Origin of the sequence: Streptomyces sp. NPDC096132 (assembly GCF_044763345.1) — a bacterium.
GTDB lineage: Bacteria > Actinomycetota > Actinomycetes > Streptomycetales > Streptomycetaceae > Streptomyces.
Genome location: NZ_JBIWGA010000009.1, coordinates 281,192 through 303,116 on the forward strand (window position 1 = coordinate 281,192; position 21,925 = coordinate 303,116).

General features: G+C 72.1%; 19 protein-coding genes. 8 read left to right on the top strand and 11 right to left on the bottom strand.

All coding sequences use genetic code 11. From position 1 onward, the window contains the following. Positions 1-30: 30 nt before the first annotated feature. A complete protein-coding gene (locus tag ACIRF9_RS23230) occupies positions 31-1,179 on the top strand; it encodes a TDT family transporter (RefSeq protein ID WP_403825281.1) in 1,149 nt (382 codons plus the stop codon). On the opposite strand, the gene ACIRF9_RS23235 is transcribed toward ACIRF9_RS23230, so the two are convergent. The 4 genes from ACIRF9_RS23235 to ACIRF9_RS23250 form a co-directional block, all read right to left on the bottom strand. Then, positions 1,091-1,810 (bottom strand): helical backbone metal receptor, encoded by a 720-nt coding sequence (locus ACIRF9_RS23235; RefSeq protein ID WP_403825284.1) that lies wholly within the window; start codon positions 1,808-1,810, stop codon positions 1,091-1,093. The two genes, ACIRF9_RS23230 and ACIRF9_RS23235, sit on opposite strands and share 89 nt — an antisense overlap. 5 nt (positions 1,811-1,815) lie before the next feature. Next, positions 1,816-2,385 carry a helix-turn-helix domain-containing protein gene (locus ACIRF9_RS23240; RefSeq protein ID WP_403825287.1) on the bottom strand — a complete coding sequence of 190 codons (570 nt, stop codon included), beginning with the start codon at positions 2,383-2,385 and terminating at the stop codon, positions 1,816-1,818. 414 nt (positions 2,386-2,799) lie between these two features. Further along, positions 2,800-4,614, bottom strand: coding sequence for an ABC transporter permease/substrate binding protein (locus tag ACIRF9_RS23245; protein WP_403825290.1), 1,815 nt, complete (start codon positions 4,612-4,614; stop codon positions 2,800-2,802). Beyond that, positions 4,607-5,692: a glycine betaine/L-proline ABC transporter ATP-binding protein gene (locus tag ACIRF9_RS23250; protein WP_403825293.1), complete on the bottom strand. Its 1,086-nt coding sequence runs from the start codon at positions 5,690-5,692 to the stop codon at positions 4,607-4,609. Before ACIRF9_RS23250 ends, ACIRF9_RS23245 begins: the two co-directional genes overlap by 8 nt. Before the next feature lie 222 nt (positions 5,693-5,914). On the opposite strand from ACIRF9_RS23250, the gene ACIRF9_RS23255 reads away from it, so the two are divergent. The 3 genes from ACIRF9_RS23255 to ACIRF9_RS23265 all read left to right on the top strand — a co-directional run bounded on the left by ACIRF9_RS23255 (position 5,915) and on the right by ACIRF9_RS23265 (position 9,587). After that, complete coding sequence (locus ACIRF9_RS23255; RefSeq protein ID WP_403825523.1) at positions 5,915-6,862, top strand: 5'-3' exonuclease H3TH domain-containing protein; 948 nt, start codon at positions 5,915-5,917, stop codon at positions 6,860-6,862. A 171-nt stretch (positions 6,863-7,033) separates the two neighbouring features. Next, positions 7,034-7,879, top strand: a complete 846-nt coding sequence (locus ACIRF9_RS23260) for a siderophore-interacting protein (RefSeq protein ID WP_403825296.1) — start codon at positions 7,034-7,036, stop codon at positions 7,877-7,879. Positions 7,880-8,045: 166 nt separating this feature from the next. Then, the gene (locus ACIRF9_RS23265; RefSeq protein ID WP_403825299.1) at positions 8,046-9,587 is read left to right on the top strand and encodes an amino acid permease; all 1,542 of its coding nucleotides are present in this window, start codon (positions 8,046-8,048) and stop codon (positions 9,585-9,587) included. 39 nt (positions 9,588-9,626) lie between these two features. On the opposite strand, the gene ACIRF9_RS23270 is transcribed toward ACIRF9_RS23265, so the two are convergent. Further along, positions 9,627-10,208, bottom strand: coding sequence for a GNAT family N-acetyltransferase (locus ACIRF9_RS23270; protein ID WP_403825302.1), 582 nt, complete (start codon positions 10,206-10,208; stop codon positions 9,627-9,629). Between the two features lie 88 nt (positions 10,209-10,296). On the opposite strand from ACIRF9_RS23270, the gene ACIRF9_RS23275 reads away from it, so the two are divergent. Beyond that, positions 10,297-11,244, top strand: coding sequence for an RluA family pseudouridine synthase (locus tag ACIRF9_RS23275; RefSeq protein ID WP_403825305.1), 948 nt, complete (start codon positions 10,297-10,299; stop codon positions 11,242-11,244). Between the two features lie 46 nt (positions 11,245-11,290). On the opposite strand, the gene ACIRF9_RS23280 is transcribed toward ACIRF9_RS23275, so the two are convergent. The 6 genes from ACIRF9_RS23280 to ACIRF9_RS23305 form a co-directional block, all read right to left on the bottom strand. Continuing rightward, positions 11,291-12,766, bottom strand: coding sequence for a cytochrome P450 (locus ACIRF9_RS23280; RefSeq protein ID WP_403825308.1), 1,476 nt, complete (start codon positions 12,764-12,766; stop codon positions 11,291-11,293). Between the two features lie 98 nt (positions 12,767-12,864). Further along, positions 12,865-13,485, bottom strand: coding sequence for a GTP-binding protein (locus ACIRF9_RS23285; protein ID WP_403825311.1), 621 nt, complete (start codon positions 13,483-13,485; stop codon positions 12,865-12,867). Then, the gene (locus ACIRF9_RS23290) at positions 13,466-13,876 is read right to left on the bottom strand and encodes a DUF742 domain-containing protein (protein ID WP_403825314.1); all 411 of its coding nucleotides are present in this window, start codon (positions 13,874-13,876) and stop codon (positions 13,466-13,468) included. Before ACIRF9_RS23290 ends, ACIRF9_RS23285 begins: the two co-directional genes overlap by 20 nt. Continuing rightward, on the bottom strand, positions 13,873-14,280 hold the full coding sequence (locus ACIRF9_RS23295) for a roadblock/LC7 domain-containing protein (RefSeq protein ID WP_403825317.1): 408 nt from the start codon (positions 14,278-14,280) through the stop codon (positions 13,873-13,875). The genes ACIRF9_RS23290 and ACIRF9_RS23295 overlap by 4 nt, the downstream gene beginning before the upstream one ends. After that, on the bottom strand, positions 14,277-15,908 hold the full coding sequence (locus tag ACIRF9_RS23300; RefSeq protein ID WP_403825320.1) for an ATP-binding protein: 1,632 nt from the start codon (positions 15,906-15,908) through the stop codon (positions 14,277-14,279). Before ACIRF9_RS23300 ends, ACIRF9_RS23295 begins: the two co-directional genes overlap by 4 nt. Positions 15,909-16,191: 283 nt before the next feature. Then, positions 16,192-16,827, bottom strand: coding sequence for a TetR/AcrR family transcriptional regulator (locus ACIRF9_RS23305; RefSeq protein WP_403825323.1), 636 nt, complete (start codon positions 16,825-16,827; stop codon positions 16,192-16,194). A 151-nt stretch (positions 16,828-16,978) separates the two neighbouring features. Here ACIRF9_RS23305 and ACIRF9_RS23310 point away from each other — a divergent pair, with 151 nt between their 5' ends. Genes ACIRF9_RS23310 through ACIRF9_RS23320 form a run of 3 tightly spaced genes read left to right on the top strand, consistent with a single transcriptional unit; the run spans position 16,979 to position 21,911 of the window. Then, positions 16,979-17,806, top strand: coding sequence for an urea amidolyase associated protein UAAP1 (locus ACIRF9_RS23310; protein ID WP_403825326.1), 828 nt, complete (start codon positions 16,979-16,981; stop codon positions 17,804-17,806). After that, positions 17,803-18,408, top strand: coding sequence for an urea amidolyase associated protein UAAP2 (locus tag ACIRF9_RS23315; protein ID WP_403825329.1), 606 nt, complete (start codon positions 17,803-17,805; stop codon positions 18,406-18,408). Before ACIRF9_RS23310 ends, ACIRF9_RS23315 begins: the two co-directional genes overlap by 4 nt. Beyond that, positions 18,405-21,911 (top strand): 5-oxoprolinase/urea amidolyase family protein, encoded by a 3,507-nt coding sequence (locus ACIRF9_RS23320; RefSeq protein ID WP_403825332.1) that lies wholly within the window; start codon positions 18,405-18,407, stop codon positions 21,909-21,911. The genes ACIRF9_RS23315 and ACIRF9_RS23320 overlap by 4 nt, the downstream gene beginning before the upstream one ends. The last annotated feature ends 14 nt before the right edge of the window (positions 21,912-21,925 follow it).

Genomic DNA, 21,925 nt, shown 5'->3' on the forward strand with positions numbered 1-21,925 from the left:
CGGGGTCACCGGCCCACGACCGTGGAGATCATGGTCACCGTCGCCCCGCCGCCCCTGCACACCGCCGTCCGCCACCTCGGACCGAACTGGTACGTCACGGTCATGGGCACGGCGATGGTGGGCACGGCGGGAGCCTCCCTCCCCGTCCGTCCCCCCGGGCTGCGGCCGGCCTGCGCCACCCTGTGGGCGCTGTCCCTCGCCCTTCTGCTGGCCCTGCTGGCCGCGCGCGCCCTGCACTGGCGCCACCACCCCGACCGGGCCCGCGCCCACCTCCTGGACCCGGCGACGGCCCCCTTCTACGGCTGCCTCGCGATGGCGCTGCTCGCCGTCGGCGCCGGTGCCCTGACGGTCGGACGGGACTGGATCGGCACCGGTGCCGCGGTCGCTCTCGACGCCGTGCTGTTCGGCGCCGGTACGGTCGTGGCGCTCGCGGCCGCCGTCGGAGTGCCGTACCTGATGGCCGTACGCCATGGGGCGGGCCCCGGGCAGGCGTCGCCGGTGTGGCTGCTGCCGCTCGTCGCGCCCATGGTGTCGGCCGCCTCGGGGCCGCTGCTCGTGCCGCATCTGCCGCCCGGTCAGCCCCGGCAGACCCTGCTGCTCGCGTGCCTCGCGCTGTTCGGGCTGAGTCTGCTCGCCACGCTCGTCATGCTGCCGGTCGTGTTCGGGCGGCTGGTGACCGGCGGTCCGCTGCCGCTCGCGCTCGCCCCGACCCTCTTCCTCGTCCTGGGCCCGCTCGGCCAGTCCACCACCGCCGTCGGGAAGTTCGCGGAGGTCGCGCCCGGGGTCGTGCCCGGCCCGGACGGCCGGGGGTTCGCGGTGCTCTCCGTGCTGTACGGCGTCCCGGTCATGGGGTTCGCGCTGCTGTGGCTGTGCCTGGCCACCGCCCATGTGGTGCGCGCCCGCCGGCAGGGGATGGGGTTCGCGATGTCGTGGTGGGCGTTCACGTTCCCGGTCGGCACCTGTGTGACCGGTGTGGCCGGCCTGGCCCGGCACACCGGGCTGGTCGCGTTCGACGTGCTCGCCGTCGTGCTGTACGTCGTCCTCGTGGCGGCCTGGACCGTCGTCGCCGCGCACACCGTCCGCGGGGTGGTCAGCGGTGCGCTGCTCGCAGGGCCTCGCCCAGCGCCCGTGGTGCTTCGGCGAGCGACGGGCCGTACCACGTCAGGTGCCGTCCGCTGACGAACGCGCAGGGCAGCCCGGGGAAGGCCTCCGGGCCGTCGTCGGGGGTGAAGCGGTAGGGCTCGTCGGGCAGGACGACGAGGTCGGGGGCGGCCGCCCGCAGCTCGTCGAGGGGGACTTTCGGGTAGCGCTCCTCGTGGCCCGCGTACAGGTGGTCGACGCCGAGGCGGGTCAGCACGTCCCCGGCGAAGGTGTCCCGGCCCAGCACCATCCAGGGACGGCGCCAGATCGGTACGACGGCCGTCCTGCGGTCGTCGGGCGGCTTCGGCGCGGCCCACGCCTCCTCCGCCTCGTCCAGCCAGCGCGGCCGGGAGCGCGCCCCGCACGCCGTCAGCACCCGGGCCAGCTCACGGAAGGCCTGCGGGACGTCCCGTACCTCCGTGACCAGCACCTCGATACCCGCGGCCCGCAGGGCGGAGAGGTCCGGCTCGCGGTTCTCCTCCTCGTTGGCGATCACCAGGTCGGGGGCGAGGGCGACGACGCGTTCCACGGCAGGGTTCTTGGTGCCGCCGATCCGGGTGACGGCGAGGTCCGCCGGATGGCTGCACCAGTCGGTGGCGCCGACGAGCGCGCCGGGCAGGGACACGGCCACGGCCTCCGTGAGGGAGGGCACCAGGGAGACGACCCGCACCGGCGCTAGCGCTTCCGGTTCCGGACCGCCTCGATGTGCTCCGCGACGGCGACGACGACCACCCGGGTGTCCGGGACGGTCGCCCGCCAGCGGTGGCGGACCCCGCCGGTGAGGTAGAGGGTGTCGCCGCGGCCCAGACGGTAGGCGCGGCCCTCGGCCTCGATCTCCACGGCGCCGTCGGCCACGTACATCAACTGGTCGTTGCGGTACTGGAATTCACGGCCGGCCTCGTGGTCGCCGGTGAACTCCGTGGCATGCATCTGGTGGTGACCGCGCACCAGAGAGCGGGAGCGCGGCTCGGGTCCCGGCGACTCGGTGTCCTCGGCGCGTACGACGTCGACGCTGCACGCCGGGTCGGCGGCGGCGAGGAGTTCGACGGCCGTGGTGCGCAGGGCGTCGGCGAGCTTCTCCAGGGAGCTGGTGCTGGGCCGTGCGCGGTCGTTCTCGATCTGGCTCAGGAACGGGACCGACAGGCCGCTGCGCTCGGCCACGACGGCGAGCGTGAGGTCCAGGGACCGGCGTCGCCGCCGCACGGCCGCGCCCACGCGCAGGGGCTGTTCTTTGTGGTCGCCCATCGCTCCGGCTCCCTCCTTCGCTCGTCGAGACCGTGGGTGTTCTGAAGAGTTCTCTGCACCCTACGCATGTTCGGCAAACCGTTTCATGTGCCCGTCACATCGAGGACACACCGGGTGACGCACCACCCCACAGATCGCGCCAGCGGAACGGGCCGCCGAGGTTGCCGGGCACTCTCTCACGCTCTGCTTTTTCGGTTCAATGCTCGAACGGCCGCGACTGTTCCCGCTCGTCCCCGACTTCGCAAGCACCTCACCCCGGGCCCGTGGATAGCTGTGGGTAGTTGGCCGGATCCTTGCTGTGGCGGCGGAACGTTCCTGCCGTGGTGAGGGCAGGCACGAGGGGCGGGCCCCGCCGTACGCGTCGCGTCGTACGTCGGTGCCCGCCCCTCGACAGGCGGTGACGGGGCTGTCAGGTCACCCGGCCGCCCGGCTCTTCTCCCCCACGCCGGCCACCGGTACCCATCGGTCGACCAGATCGGGGTGGTCCTTCAGCCAGGTACGGACCGCGTCCTGCTCCTTGCCCTTGCCGGCCTTCTGGATCTGCGCCTCCAGGCCCGTGAGCTGCTCCTCCGTCATGGTGAAGTCCTTCAGCCAGGCGCCGACCTCGGGCTGGTCGGCGGCGAAGTCCTCCCGGGCGAGGGTGTGCACGCCGTCGCCCTTGCCCCACGCGCCCTGGGGGTCCTTCAGCTTCTTGAGCTTGTAGGTGCTGTAGGCCCAGTGGGGCGACCAGAGGGTGACGGCGATCGGCTGCTTCCTGGCGTAGGCCCGCTCGAGTTCGGCGAGCATCGCGGGCGTGGAGCCGTCGACGACCCGGTAGTCGCCGTCGAGTCCGTACGCCTTGAGGACCTTGTCCTTGAGCAGACCCATCATTCCGGCGCTGGGCTCGATGCCGGTGATCCTCCCGCCGAACTCGGCGGCGTGGCCCTTCAGGTCGGCCAGGGAATTCACGTCCTTCATGTACGCGGGGACGGAGAGCTCCAGGGAGGTGGGGCCGTACCACTGACCGAGATCGTCGAGCCGGTCGCCGTACTTCTTCCAGTACTCGGCGTGGGTGGTGGGCAGCCAGGAGTCGGTCTGGAAGTCGATCTGGCCGGTGGCGAGGCCGGTGTAGAGGGGGCCGGCGGCGTACTGGGTGGTCTTCACCTCGAAGCCGCGTTCCTCCAGGAGTTCCTTCCACAGGTAGGTGGAGGCGATGCCCTCGTCCCAGGGGATGTAGCCGATGCTGATCTCCCGGCCCTTGCCGACGTTCGTGGCGGAGGCCTCGGCGCTGCCGGGGGACGTGCCGAAGACGCCCAGGCCGCCGGCCACCAGGGCGAGGACGGACACGCCGGCCACGGCGACGGCCGGGCGCGGGCGGTGCGCCCACACGGTCGTCCGGGCCTTGGCGGCGGCGCGGCGGCCCAGCGGGGAGAGGCGGGTGCCGAGGGCGCCGGTCATGCGGTCCAGGTAGATGGCGAGGACGACGATGCCGAGGCCCGCCTCGAAGCCGAGGCCGATGTCGAGCTGTCCGATGGCCTCGTTGACGGCGCCGCCGAGACCGCCGGTGCCGACCATGCCGGCGATGACGACCATCGACAGGCCCAGCATGATGACCTGGTTGACGCCCGCCATGATGGTCGGCAGGGCGAGCGGCAGCTGGACCCGCAGCAGGGTGTCGCGGGGCGGGGTGCCGAACGCCTCGGCCGCCTCGACGAGTTCGGCGTCGACCTGACGGATGCCCAGCTCGGTCATGCGGACGCCGGGCGCGAGCGCGAAGATCAGGGTGGCCACGACGCCCGCGGGCACGCCCATGCCGAAGAACAGGATCGCCGGGATCAGCAGGACCATCGACGGCATGGTCTGGAGCAGGTCCAGGACGGGCCGGACGGCCGCGCTGACCGCCTTGGAGCGGGCGGCCCAGATGCCCAGCGGGAGCGAGACCGCCAGCGCGACGACCGTCGCCACAAGCACCAGGGACAGCGTCGACATCGCCTCGTCCCACAGGCCGAGGGAGTCGATGAGCGCGAATCCGGCGAACGCGAGGACGCCCGCGACCAGGCCGCGCAGCCACCAGGCGAGCACCGCGAGGATGCCGGCGAGGAGCAGCGGCTCGGGGGCGGTGAAGACGGCGTCGATGCCGTCGTACATGCCCTCGACGACCGTCTTGACGGCGTCGAAGAGCCAGGACAGGTGGGTGACGAGCCAGTCGACGCCGGAGTCGACCCAGTCGCCGAGGTGGAGCCTAGGCACGGGCGGTCACCTTCCCTTCGTGGTCGCAGGACGCGGTCTCGCGGGCGGTCTCGCCCTGGGCGTCGCCGAGGACGCCGACGAGGCGCTGCCTCGGGACGACCCCTACGAGCTCGCGCCTGCCGTCGAGGACGGCCACGGGGTGGGTCAGGCGGGCGCTGAGCGCGCACAGCGCGGTGAACGGGGTGTCGGGGGTGGCGGTCTCGCAGCCGCAGTCGGCCTCGTCGCCGCGGACGTGGTGGTCCATGACGGCGGAGGCGGTCAGCACCCGGGAGCGGTCGACGTCCTGGATGAAGGAGGCCACGTAGTCGTTCTCGGGGCGCAGCAGGATGTCCTCGGCCGTGCCGGTCTGCACGATGCGACCGTCGCGCATGACGGCGATGCCGTCGCCCAGGCGCATGGCCTCGTTGAGGTCGTGGGTGATGAAGACGATGGTCTTCTTCAGCGTCTGCTGGAGGGTGAGCAGCTGATCCTGCATGTCACGGCGGATCAGCGGGTCCAGCGCGCTGAAGGACTCGTCCATGAGGAGCAGGTCGGCGTCGGTGGCGAGGGCGCGGGCCAGGCCCACGCGCTGCTGCATGCCGCCGGACAGCTCGTCCGGCCAGGACTTCTCCCAGCCGGCCAGGCCGCAGAGCCCGAGCGCCTCGGCGGCGCGTTCCGCGCGCTCGGCGCGGGGGACGCCCTGGACGGCGAGGCCGTAGGCGGCGTTGTCGAGCACGCTGCGGTGCGGGAAGAGCGCGAAGTGCTGGAAGACCATGCTGATCTTCCGGGCGCGGACCTCGCGCAGGGCGCGGCCGGTGAGGGCGGTGAGGTCCTGGCCGTCGAACAGGACGCGCCCGGCGGTGGGCTCCAGGAGCCCGTTGAGCATCCGCAGCAAGGTGGACTTCCCCGAGCCGGACAGCCCCATGACGACGAAGATCTGGCCGGGGTCCACGCCGAAGGAGGCGTCGATGACGGCGGCGGTGGTGCCGTCGGCGCGCAGTTCCTCCCGTGAGGCTCCCTGGCGGAGCCGTTCGATCGCCTCGTTCTGTCGTCCGCCGAACACCTTGAAGAGATGTTCGGCCTCAAGCCTGGCTGACACACGTACCTACTCGTTCGGGGACAGGGACCGGAGCGGCGTTCAGCGAATGCTGATGCAAAGCAAACGGTTGAATGCGCAACCTTGCGCCGCTCCGAGGCCGCGCCTGCCCTCGGCCGGTACGCACAAACGCGCAAGTGGTTCAGTTCACAGGACGCGCCAGAGACGTTCACGCCTGCCACGGGAGTGAATACCCGCCGGTCACCCGGGCACCCGTGCGGCATGATGCGAGGCGTGACCGGACGACTGATGCTCCTCGACACCGCCTCGCTCTATTTCCGCGCCTACTTCGGCGTCCCGGACTCCGTGAGGGCCCCGGACGGCACGCCGGTGAACGCCGTGCGCGGACTGCTCGACTTCATCGACCGCCTGGTCAAGGACCACCGGCCCGACGAGCTGGTGGCCTGCATGGACGCCGACTGGCGCCCGAAGTGGCGGGTCGACCTGATCCCCTCCTACAAGGCGCACCGCGTCGCCGAGGAGCGCCCGGTGGGCCCGGACGAGGAGGAGGTGCCGGACACCCTCTCGCCGCAGGTGCCGGTCATCGAGGCCGTGCTGGACGCACTCGGCATCGCGCGGGTGGGCGTCGCCGGATACGAGGCGGACGACGTGATCGGCACGTTCACGGCGCGGGCGAAGGGCCCGGTCGACATCGTCACCGGCGACCGCGACCTGTACCAGCTGGTGGACGACGCGCGCGGGGTGCGGGTGCTGTACCCGCTCAAGGGCGTGGGCACGCTGCAGACGACCGACGAGGCATGGCTGCGCGAGAAGTACGGTGTCGACGGGCGCGGGTACGCGGATCTGGCGCTGCTGCGCGGCGACCCGAGCGACGGACTGCCGGGCGTGCCGGGCATCGGGGAGAAGACGGCGGCCAAGCTGCTGGCCGAGTTCGGCGACCTGGCCGGGATCATGGCGGCGGTCGACGACCCGAAGGCGAAGCTCACCCCTTCGCAGCGCAAGCGGCTGGACGAGGCGCGGCCGTACGTCGCCGTCGCGCCGAAGGTGGTCAAGGTCGCCGCCGACGTACCACTGCCCGACATGGACACGTCTTTGCCCCGTACGCCGCGCGACGGGGCGACACTGGAGGGACTGTCGGAGCGCTGGGGTCTCGGCGGATCGCTGCAGCGGCTGCTGCTCACCCTGGGCGCGTCCGGGGCGACCGGCGCGTGAGGCCGTACGCGCCCGGCGCGTAACCAATGTTCTCGCGGTACGGAATGACATTCACGATGGCGGAGAGCCATCCTCGACAAGAGGGGTGAAACAACCTCTCGAAGCAGGGGCATCACCGGGGGAAGAGATGCTAACTTAGGTAAACCTAACCATAGAACATGGGAGGCCGTCATGGCAGAACGTCCGGCACGGAAGCCGCGGAAGCCCCACTCCGCGCAGGTCGTCCGCACCGAACGGCTGACCCCGCACATGCAGCGCGTGGTGCTCGGCGGCGAGGGCCTGGCCGAGTTCTCGGCGGGCACCTGCACGGACCACTACGTGAAGCTGCTCTTCGGACCCGAGGGCGTGACCTACCCGGAGCCCTTCGACCTGGAGCGCATCCGTGCCGAGTTCCCGCGCGAGCAGTGGCCCGTGACCCGGACGTACACCGTGCGCGGCTGGGACCCCGAACACCGGGAACTGACCCTGGACTTCGTGATCCACGGCGACGAGGGCCTGGCCGGGCCGTGGGCGGCACGCGTCCAGCCCGGCGAGACCGTCCGCTTCATGGGGCCCGGAGGCGCCTACACCCCCGACACCGACGCCGACTGGCATCTGCTCGCCGGTGACGAGAGCGCCCTGCCCGCGATCGCGGCCGCGCTGGAGTCGCTGCCCTCCGGCGCCGTGGCGCACGCCTTCATCGAGGTCGCCGGCCCGGCGGAGGAGCAGAAGATCGACTCCGACGTGGAGGTCACCTGGCTGCACCGCGGCGAGAGGCCCGTCGGCGAGAGGCTCGTCGAGGCCGTCCGCGCGCTGGAGTTCCCCGCGGGCCGGCTGCACGCCTTCGTGCACGGCGAGGCCGCGGCGGTGAAGGAACTGCGCGGACTGCTCCGCGTCGAACGCCAGATCCCCCGCGAGGACCTGTCGATCTCCGGCTACTGGCGCCTCGGCCACAACGAGGACGGCTGGCAGGCCTCGAAGCGGGACTGGAACGCGCACGTGGAGGCGGAGCAGGAGGGCGCGACCCCGGTCGGATAGCCCCGTGGCGGGCACTGCGCGGGCGCAGCCCCCGCCACGCGGTCCTCCCGGCGGGGGAACGTGAGGACTTGGGCCCGCCACGGACACGGCGGCGTGACGTCCCGGAAACAGGTCGTCCCTAATTTCTGTCGCCCGACAGGAATTCGCGCCCAAGGCAGGTGCCGCCGTGACGACCACCTCTCCCGCCGACGTACGTCCCGACCCCCCGCACTCCCCCGCCGACGACGGCTCCCTCGCCGAGTTCGGCTACCGCCAGGAACTGCACCGCAGCCTCGGCCGGTACGCCTCGTTCGCCGCCGGGTTCTCCTTCATCTCCGTTCTGACGACCGTCTTCCAGTTCTTCGCCTTCGGGTACGCCTTCGGCGGCCCCGTCTTCTTCTGGGCCTGGCCGATCGTGCTGATCGGACAGTTGCTGGTGGCCGCGTGCTTCGCGGAACTGGCCGCGCGCTACCCGATCTCGGGCGCGATCTACCAGTGGTCCTCGCGGCTGTCGACGCCGTCGTTCGGCTGGTTCGCCGGCTGGATCATGGTGATCGGGCAGATCGTGGTGGTCGCGGCGGCCGCGCTGGCGCTGCAGATGGTGCTGCCGGCGATCTGGTCGGGCTTCCAGCTGATCGGCACCGACCCCTCGCCGGTGTCCCCCGACGGCGCGGCCAACGCGGCACTGCTCGGCGTGGTCCTGCTGGTGCTCACGACCCTGGTGAACGTCGTCGACAACCGCGTGATGTCCGTGATCAACCGGGTCGGTGTGACCGCCGAGATCATCGGCGCCGTCCTCATCGTCGTCCTGCTGCTCACCCACTCCGAGCGCACCCCCGGCATCACCTTCCACACCACCGGCGCCGCCCAGTCCGGCCTCTTCGGGGCGCTCGCGGTCGGCTCGTTCACCGCCGCCTACGTGATGATCGGCTTCGACAGCGCGGGCGAGATGAGCGAGGAGACCCACCACCCCCGCCGTACGGCGCCCCGCACGATCCTCACCGCGCTCGGCGCGGCCGGTCTGCTCGGCGGACTGATCGTGCTCGGCGGACTGCTCGCCGCGCCCAGCCTCACCGACGGACACCTCGGCGTCGACGGGCTCTCCTACGTCCTCACCAGCAGCCTCGGCGACGGCGTCGGCAAGGTGCTGCTCGCGGACGTGGTGGTCGCGATCGCGGTGGCCACGCTCGCCATCCAGACGGCGGCCTGCCGGATGCTGTTCTCCATGGCCCGCGACGGACAACTCCCCTTCTCCGCCCGCCTCGCGCGCGTGAACCCCCGCACCGGCATGCCGAGCGCCCCCGCCCTGGTCGTCGGCGTCCTCGCGGCGGCCCTGCTGCTGCTCAACTTCGCCTCGCCGGACGCCTTCCTGGCCATCGGCACCACCTGCATCGTGATGCTGTACCTGGCCTACGCGATGGTCACCGGCCCGCTCCTGGTCCGCCGGCTGCGCGGCGGGTTCGACACCTCCGGCACGCCGTCGTCCGGCACGGACGAGACCGGCGCCCCGCTGTTCTCCCTGGGCCGCTGGGGTGTCCCCGTCAACGCCCTCGCCCTCCTCTACGGCCTCCTCATGACCGTCAACCTGGCCTGGCCGCGGGCGGCGGTGTACGACCCGGCCGGCGGGCACTGGTACTTCCAGTGGTTCACCGTGCTCTTCCTCGCCGCGACCCTCGCGGCGGGCGTGGCCTTCCGGACGTACCGCGCCCGGACCGCCACGGCGCTCTGAGGGGCGTACGGCCGCACGCGCGTGTGGAGGGCGACCGGCTCAGTCGCCCTGTACGCGCGCGTGCAGATGCATGTCGTGCCAGCCGTCCTGGTGCAGGACGGCGCTGCGCTTGGTGCCCTCCAGGGTGAAGCCGGCCTTGGCGGCGACGCGGCAGGAGGCCTCGTTGGCGGTGGCGTGCATCAGCTCCAGGCGGTGGAAGCCGATCTCGTCGAGGGCCCAGCGGGCGAGCGCCGTCGTGGCGCGGGCCGCTATGCCGCCGCCGCGGGCCTGAGGGGCGGTCCAGTACGCCATCTCGGCCTGCCCCTCGCTCAGCAGGATCTCGCGCAGTGCCACCCGCCCCAGCACCCGGTCGGTGTCCGCGTCGACCACGGCCCACTGGGCGTTGCGCTCACCGCTCCAGGCCTTCTGCCACTCCTCGATCCAGCCGGCGACCTCCTCCAGGGAGTCGGCGGACCTGATGTGCCACTGGTGCATCAGCGGATCCTGGAAGACGGCGTGCACGACGGGGGCGTCCTCGGCCCGCCACGGGCGCAGGACCAGTCCGTCTCCGGTGGCGAGGACGGGCTGCGGGATCTCGGACAGCGTTCCGGCGGGCAGCACGGAGTCGGCGGTGAAGGGCATGCTGCGATCTTGCCAAGTCGACCTGCCCCGGCCAACGGATTTTCCGGCCCCGGGCTCCGCCACCCCTGCCCCCGTAACCTGGACCCCGATGAGACGCCGCACCCCTCCCCCGCCCTCCCCCCTGCCGCAGCGCGACGGGGTGGACCCGGTGCGGGTGCGGCTGCCGGGCGAGGGGGACTGGGCCACCGTGCGGGAGCACCTGGTGGAGCGGCTCAGCGGGGCGGGCGCCGGGGTCGTCGACGGGATGCTGCGGGCCGGGCTCGTGGTCGGCGCCGACGGGACGGCGGTGGCGCCGGACGCCCCGTACGTGCCGGGGATGTTCGTGTGGTTCCACCGGGAGCTGCCCGCCGAGGTGCCGGTGCCGTTCCCGCTGGAGGTCGTGCACCGCGACGAGCACATCGTCGTCGTGGACAAGCCGCACTTCCTGGCCACGACCCCGCGCGGCAGCCATGTCACCGAGACCGCGCTGGCCCGGCTGCGGCGGGAGCTGGACATTCCCGCGCTCGGCGCCGCGCACCGCCTGGACCGGCTGACCGCCGGGCTGGTGCTGTTCACGGTCCGGCCCGAGGAACGCGGCGCCTACCAGACGCTGTTCCGCGACCGGCGGGTGCGCAAGGTGTACGAGGCCGTCGCCCCCCACGATCCGGCGCGCGCGTGGCCGGTGACCGTGCGCAGCCGGATCGTGAAGGAGCGCGGCACGCTGACCGCCCGCGAGGTGCCGGGCGAGCCCAACGCGGTCAGCGACATCGAGCCGGTGGAACACCGGGCGGACGGGCTGGCCCGCTACCGGCTGGTCCCCCACACCGGGCAGACCCATCAACTACGGGTCCACATGACCGCGTTGGGTGTGCCGATCCTCGGCGATCCCCTCTACCCGGAGGTGACCGCCCCCGTGCCGGCCGGCGACTTCCGGCGCCCGCTGCAACTGCTGGCACGGGAGCTGGAGTTCACCGACCCGATCACGGGGACGGAACACCGCCTGCGCAGCGGCCGGGTGCTGGAGGCCTGGGCGTCGTACGCCCGTTGGGCCGGGTAGCGGCCGCCGGGCCGGGTCGGGACCGCCGGGCCGGGTACGACCGGGCTCAGTACCCCCGCCACCAGGCCAGGAACCGTCGCCAGGCGTTCGGGCGGCGCAGGGGCTGGGGGGCGACGGGCTCGGGCCGGAGGGCCGTCACCGGCTCGGCGGCGGCGGGTGCGGGCTTCGGGTCGATGTGCAGCGGGCGGAAGGAGCGCTGCGGCGGGACGGGCGCGTGCGTCGGGTTGAGCTTGATGTCCTGCTGCGGCTTCGGCTCGAAGTGCACCGGCAGCGCCACCAGGTGCCGGGAGGCGATCGACGTGGTCCAGCGCAGCTCTTCCTCGTCGCATTCGAGCTGGATGTCCGGCAGCCGCGACAGCAGCGCGTCGACTCCGACGTCGGCGATGGCACGGCCGATGTCCTGGCCGGGGCACTCGTGCGGACCGCTGCCGAAGGCGAGGTGGGAGCGGTTGCCCCGCATGTGGGCGGAGAGGTCGGGGCGCACCCGGGGGTCGACGTTGCCGGGGGCGGGCGCGAAGAAGAGCCCGTCGCCCGCGCGGATGCGCTGGCCGCCCAGCTCGGTGTCCTGCTTGGCGAAGTAGCCGAAGATCGTGCTGAACGGCGGCTCGTCCCAGAGCGACTGCTCGACCGCCTCCGGCACCGTCATCTCGCCGCCGTTGAGCCGGGCGATGAAGCGTGGATCCGTGAGGACCGTGCGCAGCACGTTGGACAGGAGGTTGACCGTGGCCTCGTAGGCGGCGAAGAGCACCAGGCGCAGGTGTTCGCGGACCTCGTCGTCGGTCAGTCCGGCCGGGTCGGCGATGAGGTGGCTGGTGAAGTCGTCGGCGGGCTCGGCGCGGCGGCGCGTGGTGAGCCGGCTCAGTGCGCTCACGACGTACTCGTGGCTGACGACGGCGGTCTCGGTGCCCTTCAGCGCGTCCCGGGCGGCGGCGACCATCCGGTCGTTGTACTCGTCGGGCATGCCCAGGAGCTGGCACATCACCGCCATGGGGAGGTGCTCGGAGAACTGGCTCACCAGGTCGGCCCGGCCCCCCTCGCAGAAGCGGTTGACCAGGGTCTGGGTGGCTCGGTAGATGTACCGGCGCACACTGCGCTCGTCGAGGGTCTTCATGGCCGAGGTGACCGCGCTCCGCAGCCGCTTGTGCTCCTCGCCCTCCGCGTGCGCGCAGATGGGCTGCCAGGCGATGTGCGGCATGAGCGGGTGGTCGGGCCTGACCTTGCCGTCCCGCTGCGGCGCCCAGACGCGGGTGTCCTTGGTGAAGGTCGAGGGCGTCCGCAGCATCTGCAGGTTCTCGGCGTGACCGAGGACCATCCACATCGGCAGGTCGTCGGGGAGCAGGACGGGGGCCACGGGGCCGTACTGCTCGCGGAGTTGTTCGTACAACGCGCCCAGGTCCTCGGCGCCGGGGCCGTAGAGCCGTTGGAGGCCGCCGGGACCGAGGCCGAGGCCGTGGGCGGGGCAGCCGGGCGGCGGGTCCAGGGCGAGATCGTGCGGTCCGGTGGTGGGGTGTTCAGGCGTCACAGGGGGTCGCTCCGAAACTGAGGGGGATCCGGTGTCGGGAAATGTGCCGGGTGCGGGTGGCGGCGGGGTGGTGCGGACGTACGGGTGGCGGGGGTGGTTCAGGTGAGGCTGCCGCTGAGCGACAGGGCGTGCAGGAAGCGCATCAGGGTCATCAGGACGTCGCGGCTCGAGGCGCGGCGGCGTGCGTCGCACTCCACGATCGGCACCTCGGGGGCCAGGTCGAGGGCGGCCCGCAGGTCCTCGATGGGGTAACGAGGCCCGTCGGGGAAGGTGTTGACGGCGACGATGAAGGGCACGTTGCCCTCCTCCAGCCGGCCCATGACCTCGAAGCTGACCTCCAGGCGGCGGGTGTCGACCAGGACCACCGCGCCCAGCGCGCCCTCGAAGAGGCCGTTCCACAGGAACCAGAAGCGCTCCTGGCCGGGCGTGCCGAAGAGATAGAGCACCACCTTGTCGGTGATGCGGATGCGCCCGAAGTCCATGGCCACGGTGGTGGCGGTCTTGGTCTCGGAGCCGTAGTCGTCGTCGACCCCGATGCCGGCCTGGGTCATGGTCTCCTCGGTGGTCAGCGGTTTGATCTCGCTGACGGAGCCGACCATGGTCGTCTTGCCGACGCCGAAGCCGCCCACGATGACGATCTTCGCCGCGGCCGTGGTGGTCTGCGGGAGCTGGTCCTCGACCCGTGGGCCGGGGACCGTGTCAGAGCCTTTGAAGTCCATGCATCACCGCTTCGAGCAGGGAACGGTCGGGGAGCTTCTGCCGGACGATCGGGGCGCGTGCCTGGACCAGCTCGGCCGCCAGCATCTCGGTGAGCAGCACCGTCACCACGCTGAACGGCAGGCCGAGGTAGGCCGACACCTCGGCCACCGACAGCGGCGCGGCGCACATGCGGAGCACCACGATCTGTTCCGGGGTGGCGGACGAAGGCGGTTCGGCACACGCCACGATTAAGGTCACCAGGTCCAGTGGAGCCCGTTCCCCGTCGGGCCCCGTGAGGGTGTAGAGCCGCTCGGGCTGCTTCTCCCCCTCCTCCTGGGGCTCGGGGGGCGGGGTCGGTTCCGGTGGCGGGGGCGGCAGGGGGTGTCGCCGCCGGCGTTGCGGAGGCGTCATACGGTCTGCCCGTTGCGGCGGGGCGGGCTGGTCAGATGCGCGCCGATGCGGACCACGAGGTCGCGCATCGAGCCGCTCATCCGGCCCGGTTCGCAGCACACGTCGGAGAGGACCGCGAGATAGGCGTTGGCGCCGGCGGACATCATGTAGAAGTAGCCGCCCTCCAGCTCGATCATGATGAGGTTCATGTCGCCCTCGACGCACTCCATCTCCTGGGCGATGGCGGTGGCCAGGCTCTGCATGCCCGCGCAGGCGGCGGAGACCCGGTCGGCGGCGTCGGGTTCGCCGGCGTAGCGGGCGATGCGCAGGCCGTCGGCCGAGAGCACGACGATCATCTCGATGCCCGGTACGCCGTCGTAGAGCTCCTTGAGCACCCAGTCGAAGTTCTGGCGCTGCTGGATCACGTGAGGTCCCCTTCGTCGTCGGCCCCGGGCTTGGGCTTGTCTTCGATCAGGTGCAGGTATGCGGTGGGATTGCGGGTGAAGTCGGTGGGGTGGACACCGGGCGGGGCGATCTTCTTCAGGCCCTCCCAGAAGGCCTCGAGCCCCACGCCGGGCTCCTGCTTCTTCTTCTTGGGCTGGGGCTCGGGCCGGGCGGCCTGGGCGAACGGGTCCGGCTTGCCCTCGCGTTCGGCACGCTCGGCCGCCTCCTGGGCGGCGTACGCCTCCCGGTAGCGCTGGCTGATCGGGATCGTCGACTTGCTGCGGCGCTGCGGCAGGCCCTTGTCGGTCCACTCGGTGACCACGGGCACGTCGTCCTCGAGGGAGACGTTGGCCGGGATCTTCGGGTTGGTGGGCCGGCGCCTCTTGGGCGGGCGCTTGGGGCCTTCGAGGTTGCTGAGGTCGATCTGCGCGGAGGTGGCGCCGATGCCGTGGGCGTAGCCGGGTGCCGGGTCGGAGGTGATCATCTCGCGGGGCACGATGAGGACGGCGCGGACGCCGCCGTACGCCGAGGTGCGCAGCGACACCTTCAGGTTGAAGGAGGTGCACAGCCGGCCGACGACCGCCAGGCCGAGGCGCGGGGCGCCGCCGAGGTCCTGCATGGTGACGCCGCGCATGGCGTCGTCGAGCATCTTCTCGGTCTTGGCGCGGCCCTCCTCGCTGAGGCTGACGCCGGCGTCCTCGATCTCGATGGCGACGCCGGTCTGCACCTCCACGGCGTTGACGTGCACCTTGGACTGCGGGGGCGAGAACCGGGTGGCGTTGTCGAGGAGTTCGGCGATGGCGTGGATGAGCGGCTCGACGGAGATACCGCGGATGTTGACCTTGGCGATGGAGTTCAGCTGAATGCGGGGGTACTCCAGGATCCGGGACATTCCGCCGCGCAGCACGCTGTACAGCGGGACCGGCTTGGGCCAGCTGCGTCCGGGGCGGCCGCCGCCGATGACGCCGATGGAGTCGGCGAGGCGGCCGATCATGGAGGTGCCGTGGTCGATGCGCAGCAGGTCGTCGAAGACCTCGGGGTTGCGGCCGTGGTCCTCCTCCATCTCCCGCAGTTCCGCGGACTGCTGGTGGACGATCGCCTGGACGCGGCGTGCGACGTTGACGAAGGCGCGCTGGACGGAGTCGCGCAGGGCGTGCTCGTAGTCGAGGGCGTCCAGGAACTTCTTGACGAGGGCGCGCTGCCCGTCGCCGATGTCACGGAAGAACGGTTCACGTTGCCCGAGGTGGTGCATCACCTCCTCGGGGGAATTCCCACCGCGCAACCACTCCACGGCGAGGGGGATCATCTCCTTGGCGATGTGCCGGTTCTCCTCCTGCTGGAGGGCGAGGCGCCGTTCCAGGTAGGCGATGCGCTGGTCCGATGCCGCGCGCAGTTCCAGCAGCCGGCGGCCGCGACGCCGTGCGTCGGCCCCCGCCGCGGTCACCAGAAGGGTGGCGACGGCTCCGCAGACGCCGACGGCGAGCCGGGCCTGCCCCGCCACCAGGGCGACGGCGGCTCCGGTCGCCGCGGCCATCAGTATCGCCGGCAGCAACAGCAGTCGTGCGAAGGAAAGTTCTCGGCGACCGGGTGGGGACTGAACACTCACCATGTGGGCACCCTCTGTAGGGATCTGTCGGCATCTTCGGAGCATTTGGGAACAGACGCACGAATACACCTCAACTCGGTGCGCCGCGGGCGAGCTTAGTCCGACCGGATCATCGCTGTGTCATATTCAGCGACCGCCTGAAACCGACCGTGTGAGTGGAGTAACCTCAGCCTCATTTACACGCTCAGGTATCACTCGAACACAATGAGTAATTGCGTACGGGCGTACGGGAACAGCTCACCGGGACGGGTGAGCCGGCCACTCCCAGGCGGGATTCGGGCGGTGTTCAGGCCCCGGTGATGCGCAGCGCCGCGTCGGCGGTGGCGCGGGCGAAGTCCGCGACGGACCGCTCGGGGTCCGAGCGGTGGACGAGGATGACGCCCTCGATGAGCCCGAAGACGAGATCGGTCCGCAGATCCAGCCCACCCTTGGCGAGCGCGCCGCCCACAGCCGTGGCGGCGATCAACTGCCGGTAGGCGTCCTTGAGTTCGGCGCGCACCGCATGGAACCCGGCGAACCGCTCGGTGCGCACCTCGGGCAGCAGATAGAGCCCGCCGAGGTTGTGCGGCCCGCCGCACAGCAGCTCCACGTCGGTGCGGCACAGCTCCCACAGCCGCTCCTCGGCCGCCCGCCCGTCCTCGGCGAGCAGCGCGCGGGCGTACGTCAGTGACGGCGTGACGGTGGACTCCAGCAGCTCGGCGAGCAGCTCCTCCTTGCCGGAGACGTAGTGGTACATCGAGGCCTGGCGCATACCGGCCCGCTCGGCGACGGCCCGGGTGGTGGTGGCGGCATAGCCGTTGACGGTGAACAACTCGGCAGCGGCGGCCAGCAGTTCGGCGCGCGGCTCCAGGCCGCTGTCCGGCCGCTGCGCGGCCCGCGGCCTGCCGACCCGGCGCCCGCCGGTCCCCTTGCTCGTCCCCATGCGTTCGATCCTCGCACACCGCGCCGGACGGCGATCTTCGTGAGGGCTCGGTAACCGAGCGGCAACACGTGGGCAATGCCGGCGACCCGGCCCGCCCCTAATTTCTGTCGAGCGACAGAAATTATCTCTTCCCGGCAGCCGGAGGTCCACGATGGCGGCGACAGCGACCACGTACGGAGCACGCGACCACGCCCGCGCCCAGGAGGGCACCCGGGCCGAGACCATGCCCGTCGTCCCGGCGACCGACTGGCCGGCCCCGCCCTGCGAGGCGGGCCACCTGGTGTGGGCCGAGACCGTGGCCGGCGGCAACTACACCCACCGGGTCCTCGCCCGCGGCACCGAAATGCGCCTGACCGACCTGCGCGGCGACGCCTGCGCCCATCTGCTCCTCCACGTGGACGGCCGCCCCTGGGAGCGGCTGAACGTCGCCGACACGGTCAAGGTCCAGTGGAACGCCTACCTCGGCGAGGGCGTGCTGCTCCTCTCCGACCAGGGCCGCGTCCTCGCCTCGGTCGTCGCCGACACCTCCGGCCGGCACGACGCGCTCTGCGGCACCTCCACCCTCGTCCGCAACACCGAGCGCTACGGCGACGGCACCCCGCAGAGCCCCTCCCCCGCCGGACGCGAGCTGTTCAAGCTGGCGGCCGCCAAGAACGGCCTGGAACCCCGTGATCTGCCACCCTCCCTGTCGTTCTTCCAGGGCGTGGAGGTCCGCGACGACGGCACCCTCGACTTCACCGGCTCGGCCGGCCCCGGCGCGAGCCTCACCCTGCGCATCGAGCAGGACGTCACGGTCCTGCTCGCCAACGTGCCGCACCCGGCCGACCCCCGCCCGGACTACGTCAGCACCCCGCTGGAGGTCCTCGCCTGGCGCGCGGCACCCACCCGGCCGGGCGACCCGCTGTGGGACGCCACCCCGGAGGGCCGCCGCGCCTTCCTCAACACCGCCGAATTCCTCACCGCGAGGGGGCTCGCATGAGCACGAAGACCGTGGTTCCGGCACGCGCCGCCTGGTCGGCCGTCGTCCGCGAGGGCGACACGCTCACCATCACCGACCTGCACGGCAACCAGGCCGTCGACTTCCTCGTCTACGACGCCCACGACACGTCCGTGCGCTACAGCGCCCCCGACACGATCCACGCCCAGGGCGGCATCTTCCTCACCACCGGCAGCGTGCTGATGTCCAACGAGCACACCCCGCTGATGACGGTGACCGCCGACGCCGTGGGCCGCCACGACACCGTCGGCGGCGCCTGCTCCAAGGAGTCCAACACCCTGCGCTACGGCCACCACACCTGGTCGCAGCACGCGTGCGTGGACAACTTCCTCGCCGAGGGCGCGAAGCACGGCCTCGGCAAACGCGACCTCGTCTCCAACATCAACTGGTACATGAACGTGCCCGTCGAGAAGGACGGCACCCTCGGCATCGTCGACGGCCTCTCCGCCCCCGGTCTCGCCCTGACCCTGCGCGCCGAACGGGACGTCCTCGTCCTCGTCTCCAACTGCCCCCAGATCAACAACCCCTGCAACGGCTTCGAGCCGACGGCGGTGGAGATGACGATCACCGGGGCCGGCGCATGACCTTCGACACCGTACTGATCGCCAACCGGGGCGAGATAGCCGTCCGGATCATCCGCACCGCCCGCGAACTGGGCCTGCGCACGGTCGCGGTGTACTCCGACCCCGACCGCTCGGCGCCCCACGTCCGGCTCGCCGACGAGGCGGTCCGGCTCGGCCCCGCGCCCGCGAAGGAGTCGTACCTCGACGCCGACCTCGTCCTGAAGGCCGCCAAGGACACCGGCGCGGGCGCCGTCCACCCCGGCTACGGCTTCCTCTCGGAGGACGCGGCCTTCGCCCGCCGCTGCGCCGACGCCGGGATCGTGTTCGTCGGCCCGACGCCCGAGCAACTGGAGCTGTTCGGCGCCAAGCACACCGCCAGGGCCGCCGCGGAGGCGGCGGGGGTGCCCCTGGCACCGGGCACCGGACTGCTGCAGGATCTGGCCGACGCACTCGAGAAGGCCCAGGTCATCGGCTATCCGGTCATGCTCAAGGCCACGGGTGGCGGCGGCGGCATCGGCATGTCCGCCTGTCACACCCCCGAGGACCTCACCGACGCCTGGGAACGCGTCCAGCGCGTCGCCGCCGCCTCCTTCTCCTCCGCCGGGGTCTTCCTGGAACGGCTCGTGGAGCACGCCCGCCATGTCGAGGTCCAGGTCTTCGGCGACGGCACGGGGAGGGTCGTCACCTTCGGCGACCGCGACTGCTCCCTCCAGCGCCGCAACCAGAAGGTCCTCGAGGAGGCCCCCGCCCCGGGCCTCCCCGACCACGTACGGCGGCAACTCGCCGGGGCCGCCCGCGACCTGTGCGCCTCCGTCGGCTACCGCTCCGCCGGCACCGTCGAGTTCGTGTACGACGCGGCCCGCGAGGAGGCCTACTTCCTGGAGGTCAACACCCGCCTGCAGGTGGAGCATCCGGTCACCGAGGAGATCTACGGCGTCGACCTCGTCGGCTGGATGCTGCGCCTGGCACGCGGCGAGCGGGACGTCGTACACGACCCGGGACCGCCGCGCGGGCACGCCGTCGAGGCACGCCTGTACGCCGAGGACCCGAGCCGCGACCACCGGCCCAGCGCGGGACTGCTGACCCGGGTCGACTTCCCGGGCGGGGTACGCGTGGACGGCTGGGTGGAGACCGGCACCGAGGTCACGACCTCGTACGATCCGATGCTCGCGAAGGTCATCGCGTACGGCTCCGACCGCGCCCACGCCCTGGCCCGGCTGGACGAGGCACTGGCCCGTACCCGCGTCGACGGCATCGAGACGAACCTGGGCCTGGTACGGGCGGCACTCGCGGACTCCCGGGTCGTCGCGGCGGCCCACTCGACGGCGACCCTCGCCACGATCGGCGACCCGACCCCGCGCATCGAGGTCGTCTCCGGCGGCACCCTCACCACCGTGCAGGACTGGCCCGGCCGCACCGGCCACTGGCAGGTCGGGGTCCCGCCGTCCGGCCCGATGGACGACCGCTCCTTCCGCCTCGGCAACCACGCGCTCGGCAACCCCGAGGGCACCCCCGGACTCGAATGCACGCTCCAGGGGCCCTCGTTGAGGTTCACCCACCCGACGACCGTGTGCGTGACCGGCGCCCCGGCCCCGGTGACGGTCGACGGCACGCCGGTGGCGCAGTGGGAGCCGGTGACCGTGCCGGCCGGGGCCCTGCTGGAGATCGGCGCACCGACCGAGCACGGCCTGCGCACCTACGTCCTGTTCGCGGGCGGCCTGGACGTCCCCGCGTTCCTGGGCAGCGCGAGCACCTTCACCCTGGGCCGGTTCGGCGGCCACGGCGGACGGGCGCTGCGCACCGGGGACGTCCTGCACGGCGGGACGGTCACCGAGGGGATGCCGGTGGCCGACCTCCCGTCCTTCACCTCCGTATGGCACGTGGGCGCCGTCGAAGGCCCGCACGCCGCACCGGAGTTCTTCACCGAGGACGACATCCGCGAGTTCTACGCCGCCGACTGGAAGGTCCACTTCAACTCGGCCCGCACCGGTGTCCGCCTCGTCGGACCCAAGCCCCGGTGGGCGCGCACCGACGGCGGCGAGGCGGGCCTGCACCCCTCCAACATCCACGACACCCCCTACTCCGTCGGCGCCGTCGACTACACCGGCGACATGCCCGTGCTGCTCGGCCCGGACGGCCCCTCCCTCGGCGGGTTCGTGTGCCCGGCGACCGTGCTCAGCTCCGAGCGCTGGAAGCTCGGCCAGCTGCGCCCCGGCGACACGGTCCGCTTCCAGCCGGTGGACGTGCACGGCGTGCCGCGCCCCGAGATCGTCGACGGCGGCGTCCTGGCCCGGGAGGGTGACGTCACGTTCCGCCGCAGCGGCGACGACAACCTGCTGGTCGAGTTCGGACCCCTGCAGCTGGACCTGGCCCTGCGGATGCGCGTCCACGCCCTGATGGAGGCGGTGGCCCAGGCCGACCTGGAGGGCGTCACCGACCTCACCCCCGGCATCCGCTCCCTCCAGATCCAGACGGACCCGGCGCGCCTGCCCCAACACGAACTCCTCGCAGCCGTACGCGAGCTGGCACGCTCCCTCCCGCCGACGGACGAGCTGGTCGTCCCCTCCCGCACCGTGCATCTCCCGCTGTCCTGGGACGACCCGGCGACCCGCGAGGCCATCGCCCGCTACATGGCGGGGGTCCGCGACGACGCGCCCTGGTGCCCGTGGAACATCGAGTTCATCCGCCGCGTCAACGGCCTGGAGTCGGTGGCGGACGTCTACGACACGGTCTTCGAGGCGGAGTACCTGGTGCTGGGCCTCGGGGACGTCTATCTGGGCGCCCCCGTGGCCACCCCGCTCGACCCGCGCCACCGCCTGGTGACCACGAAGTACAACCCGGCGCGCACCTGGACGGCCGAGAACTCGGTCGGCATCGGCGGGGCCTACCTGTGCGTCTACGGCATGGAGGGCCCCGGCGGCTACCAGTTCGTGGGCCGGACCACGCAGGTGTGGTCGCCGTGGCAGCAGCGCGGCGCGTTCGAGCCGGGCTCGCCCTGGCTGCTGCGGTTCTTCGACCGGATCCGCTGGTACCCGGTCGACGCCGACGAACTCCTCGACCTGCGCGCCGACATCACCTCAGGCCGCTTCGTGCCGCGCATCGAGGAGGGCACCTTCTCACTGGCCGAGTACCAGGAGTTCCTCGCCGAACACGCGGACTCCATAGCGGACTTCAGGCGCCGCCAGCAGTCCGCGTTCGGCGCGGAACGGGACGCGTGGGAGGCGGCGGGCGAGTTCGCCCGGGCGGACGCGGCCGCCGCACCGCCCGCGCCGCCGGCCGAGGTGACGGTCCCGGCGGGCGGACGCCTGGTGGAGGCCGAGTTCGCCGCGTCCGTATGGCAGTTGAACGTGTCGCCGGGTGACGAGGTGACGGCGGGACAGCCGCTGCTCGCGCTGGAGGCGATGAAGATGGAGTCCAGGGTGCACGCGCCGATCACCGGCGTGGTGGCGGAGGTCCTGGCCAGGCCGGGCGACCAGGTGGAGGCGGGGACGGCGCTGGTCGTCCTGGCCCCGGCCGCGAACTGAAAGAGGAACCGCAC

Coding starts and splice junctions, on each gene's coding strand:
- ACIRF9_RS23240 (WP_403825287.1), bottom strand. CDS start 2,385: ATGGGCGACCACAAAGAACAGCCCCTGCGCGTGGGCGCGGCCGTGCGG.
- ACIRF9_RS23290 (WP_403825314.1), bottom strand. CDS start 13,876: ATGACGCCTCCGCAACGCCGGCGGCGACACCCCCTGCCGCCCCCGCCA.
- ACIRF9_RS23320 (WP_403825332.1), top strand. CDS start 18,405: ATGACCTTCGACACCGTACTGATCGCCAACCGGGGCGAGATAGCCGTC.
- ACIRF9_RS23310 (WP_403825326.1), top strand. CDS start 16,979: ATGGCGGCGACAGCGACCACGTACGGAGCACGCGACCACGCCCGCGCC.
- ACIRF9_RS23305 (WP_403825323.1), bottom strand. CDS start 16,827: ATGGGGACGAGCAAGGGGACCGGCGGGCGCCGGGTCGGCAGGCCGCGG.
- ACIRF9_RS23230 (WP_403825281.1), top strand. CDS start 31: ATGGTCACCGTCGCCCCGCCGCCCCTGCACACCGCCGTCCGCCACCTC.
- ACIRF9_RS23260 (WP_403825296.1), top strand. CDS start 7,034: ATGGCAGAACGTCCGGCACGGAAGCCGCGGAAGCCCCACTCCGCGCAG.
- ACIRF9_RS23255 (WP_403825523.1), top strand. CDS start 5,915: ATGCGAGGCGTGACCGGACGACTGATGCTCCTCGACACCGCCTCGCTC.
- ACIRF9_RS23275 (WP_403825305.1), top strand. CDS start 10,297: ATGAGACGCCGCACCCCTCCCCCGCCCTCCCCCCTGCCGCAGCGCGAC.
- ACIRF9_RS23285 (WP_403825311.1), bottom strand. CDS start 13,485: ATGGACTTCAAAGGCTCTGACACGGTCCCCGGCCCACGGGTCGAGGAC.
- ACIRF9_RS23270 (WP_403825302.1), bottom strand. CDS start 10,208: ATGCCCTTCACCGCCGACTCCGTGCTGCCCGCCGGAACGCTGTCCGAG.
- ACIRF9_RS23315 (WP_403825329.1), top strand. CDS start 17,803: ATGAGCACGAAGACCGTGGTTCCGGCACGCGCCGCCTGGTCGGCCGTC.
- ACIRF9_RS23300 (WP_403825320.1), bottom strand. CDS start 15,908: ATGGTGAGTGTTCAGTCCCCACCCGGTCGCCGAGAACTTTCCTTCGCA.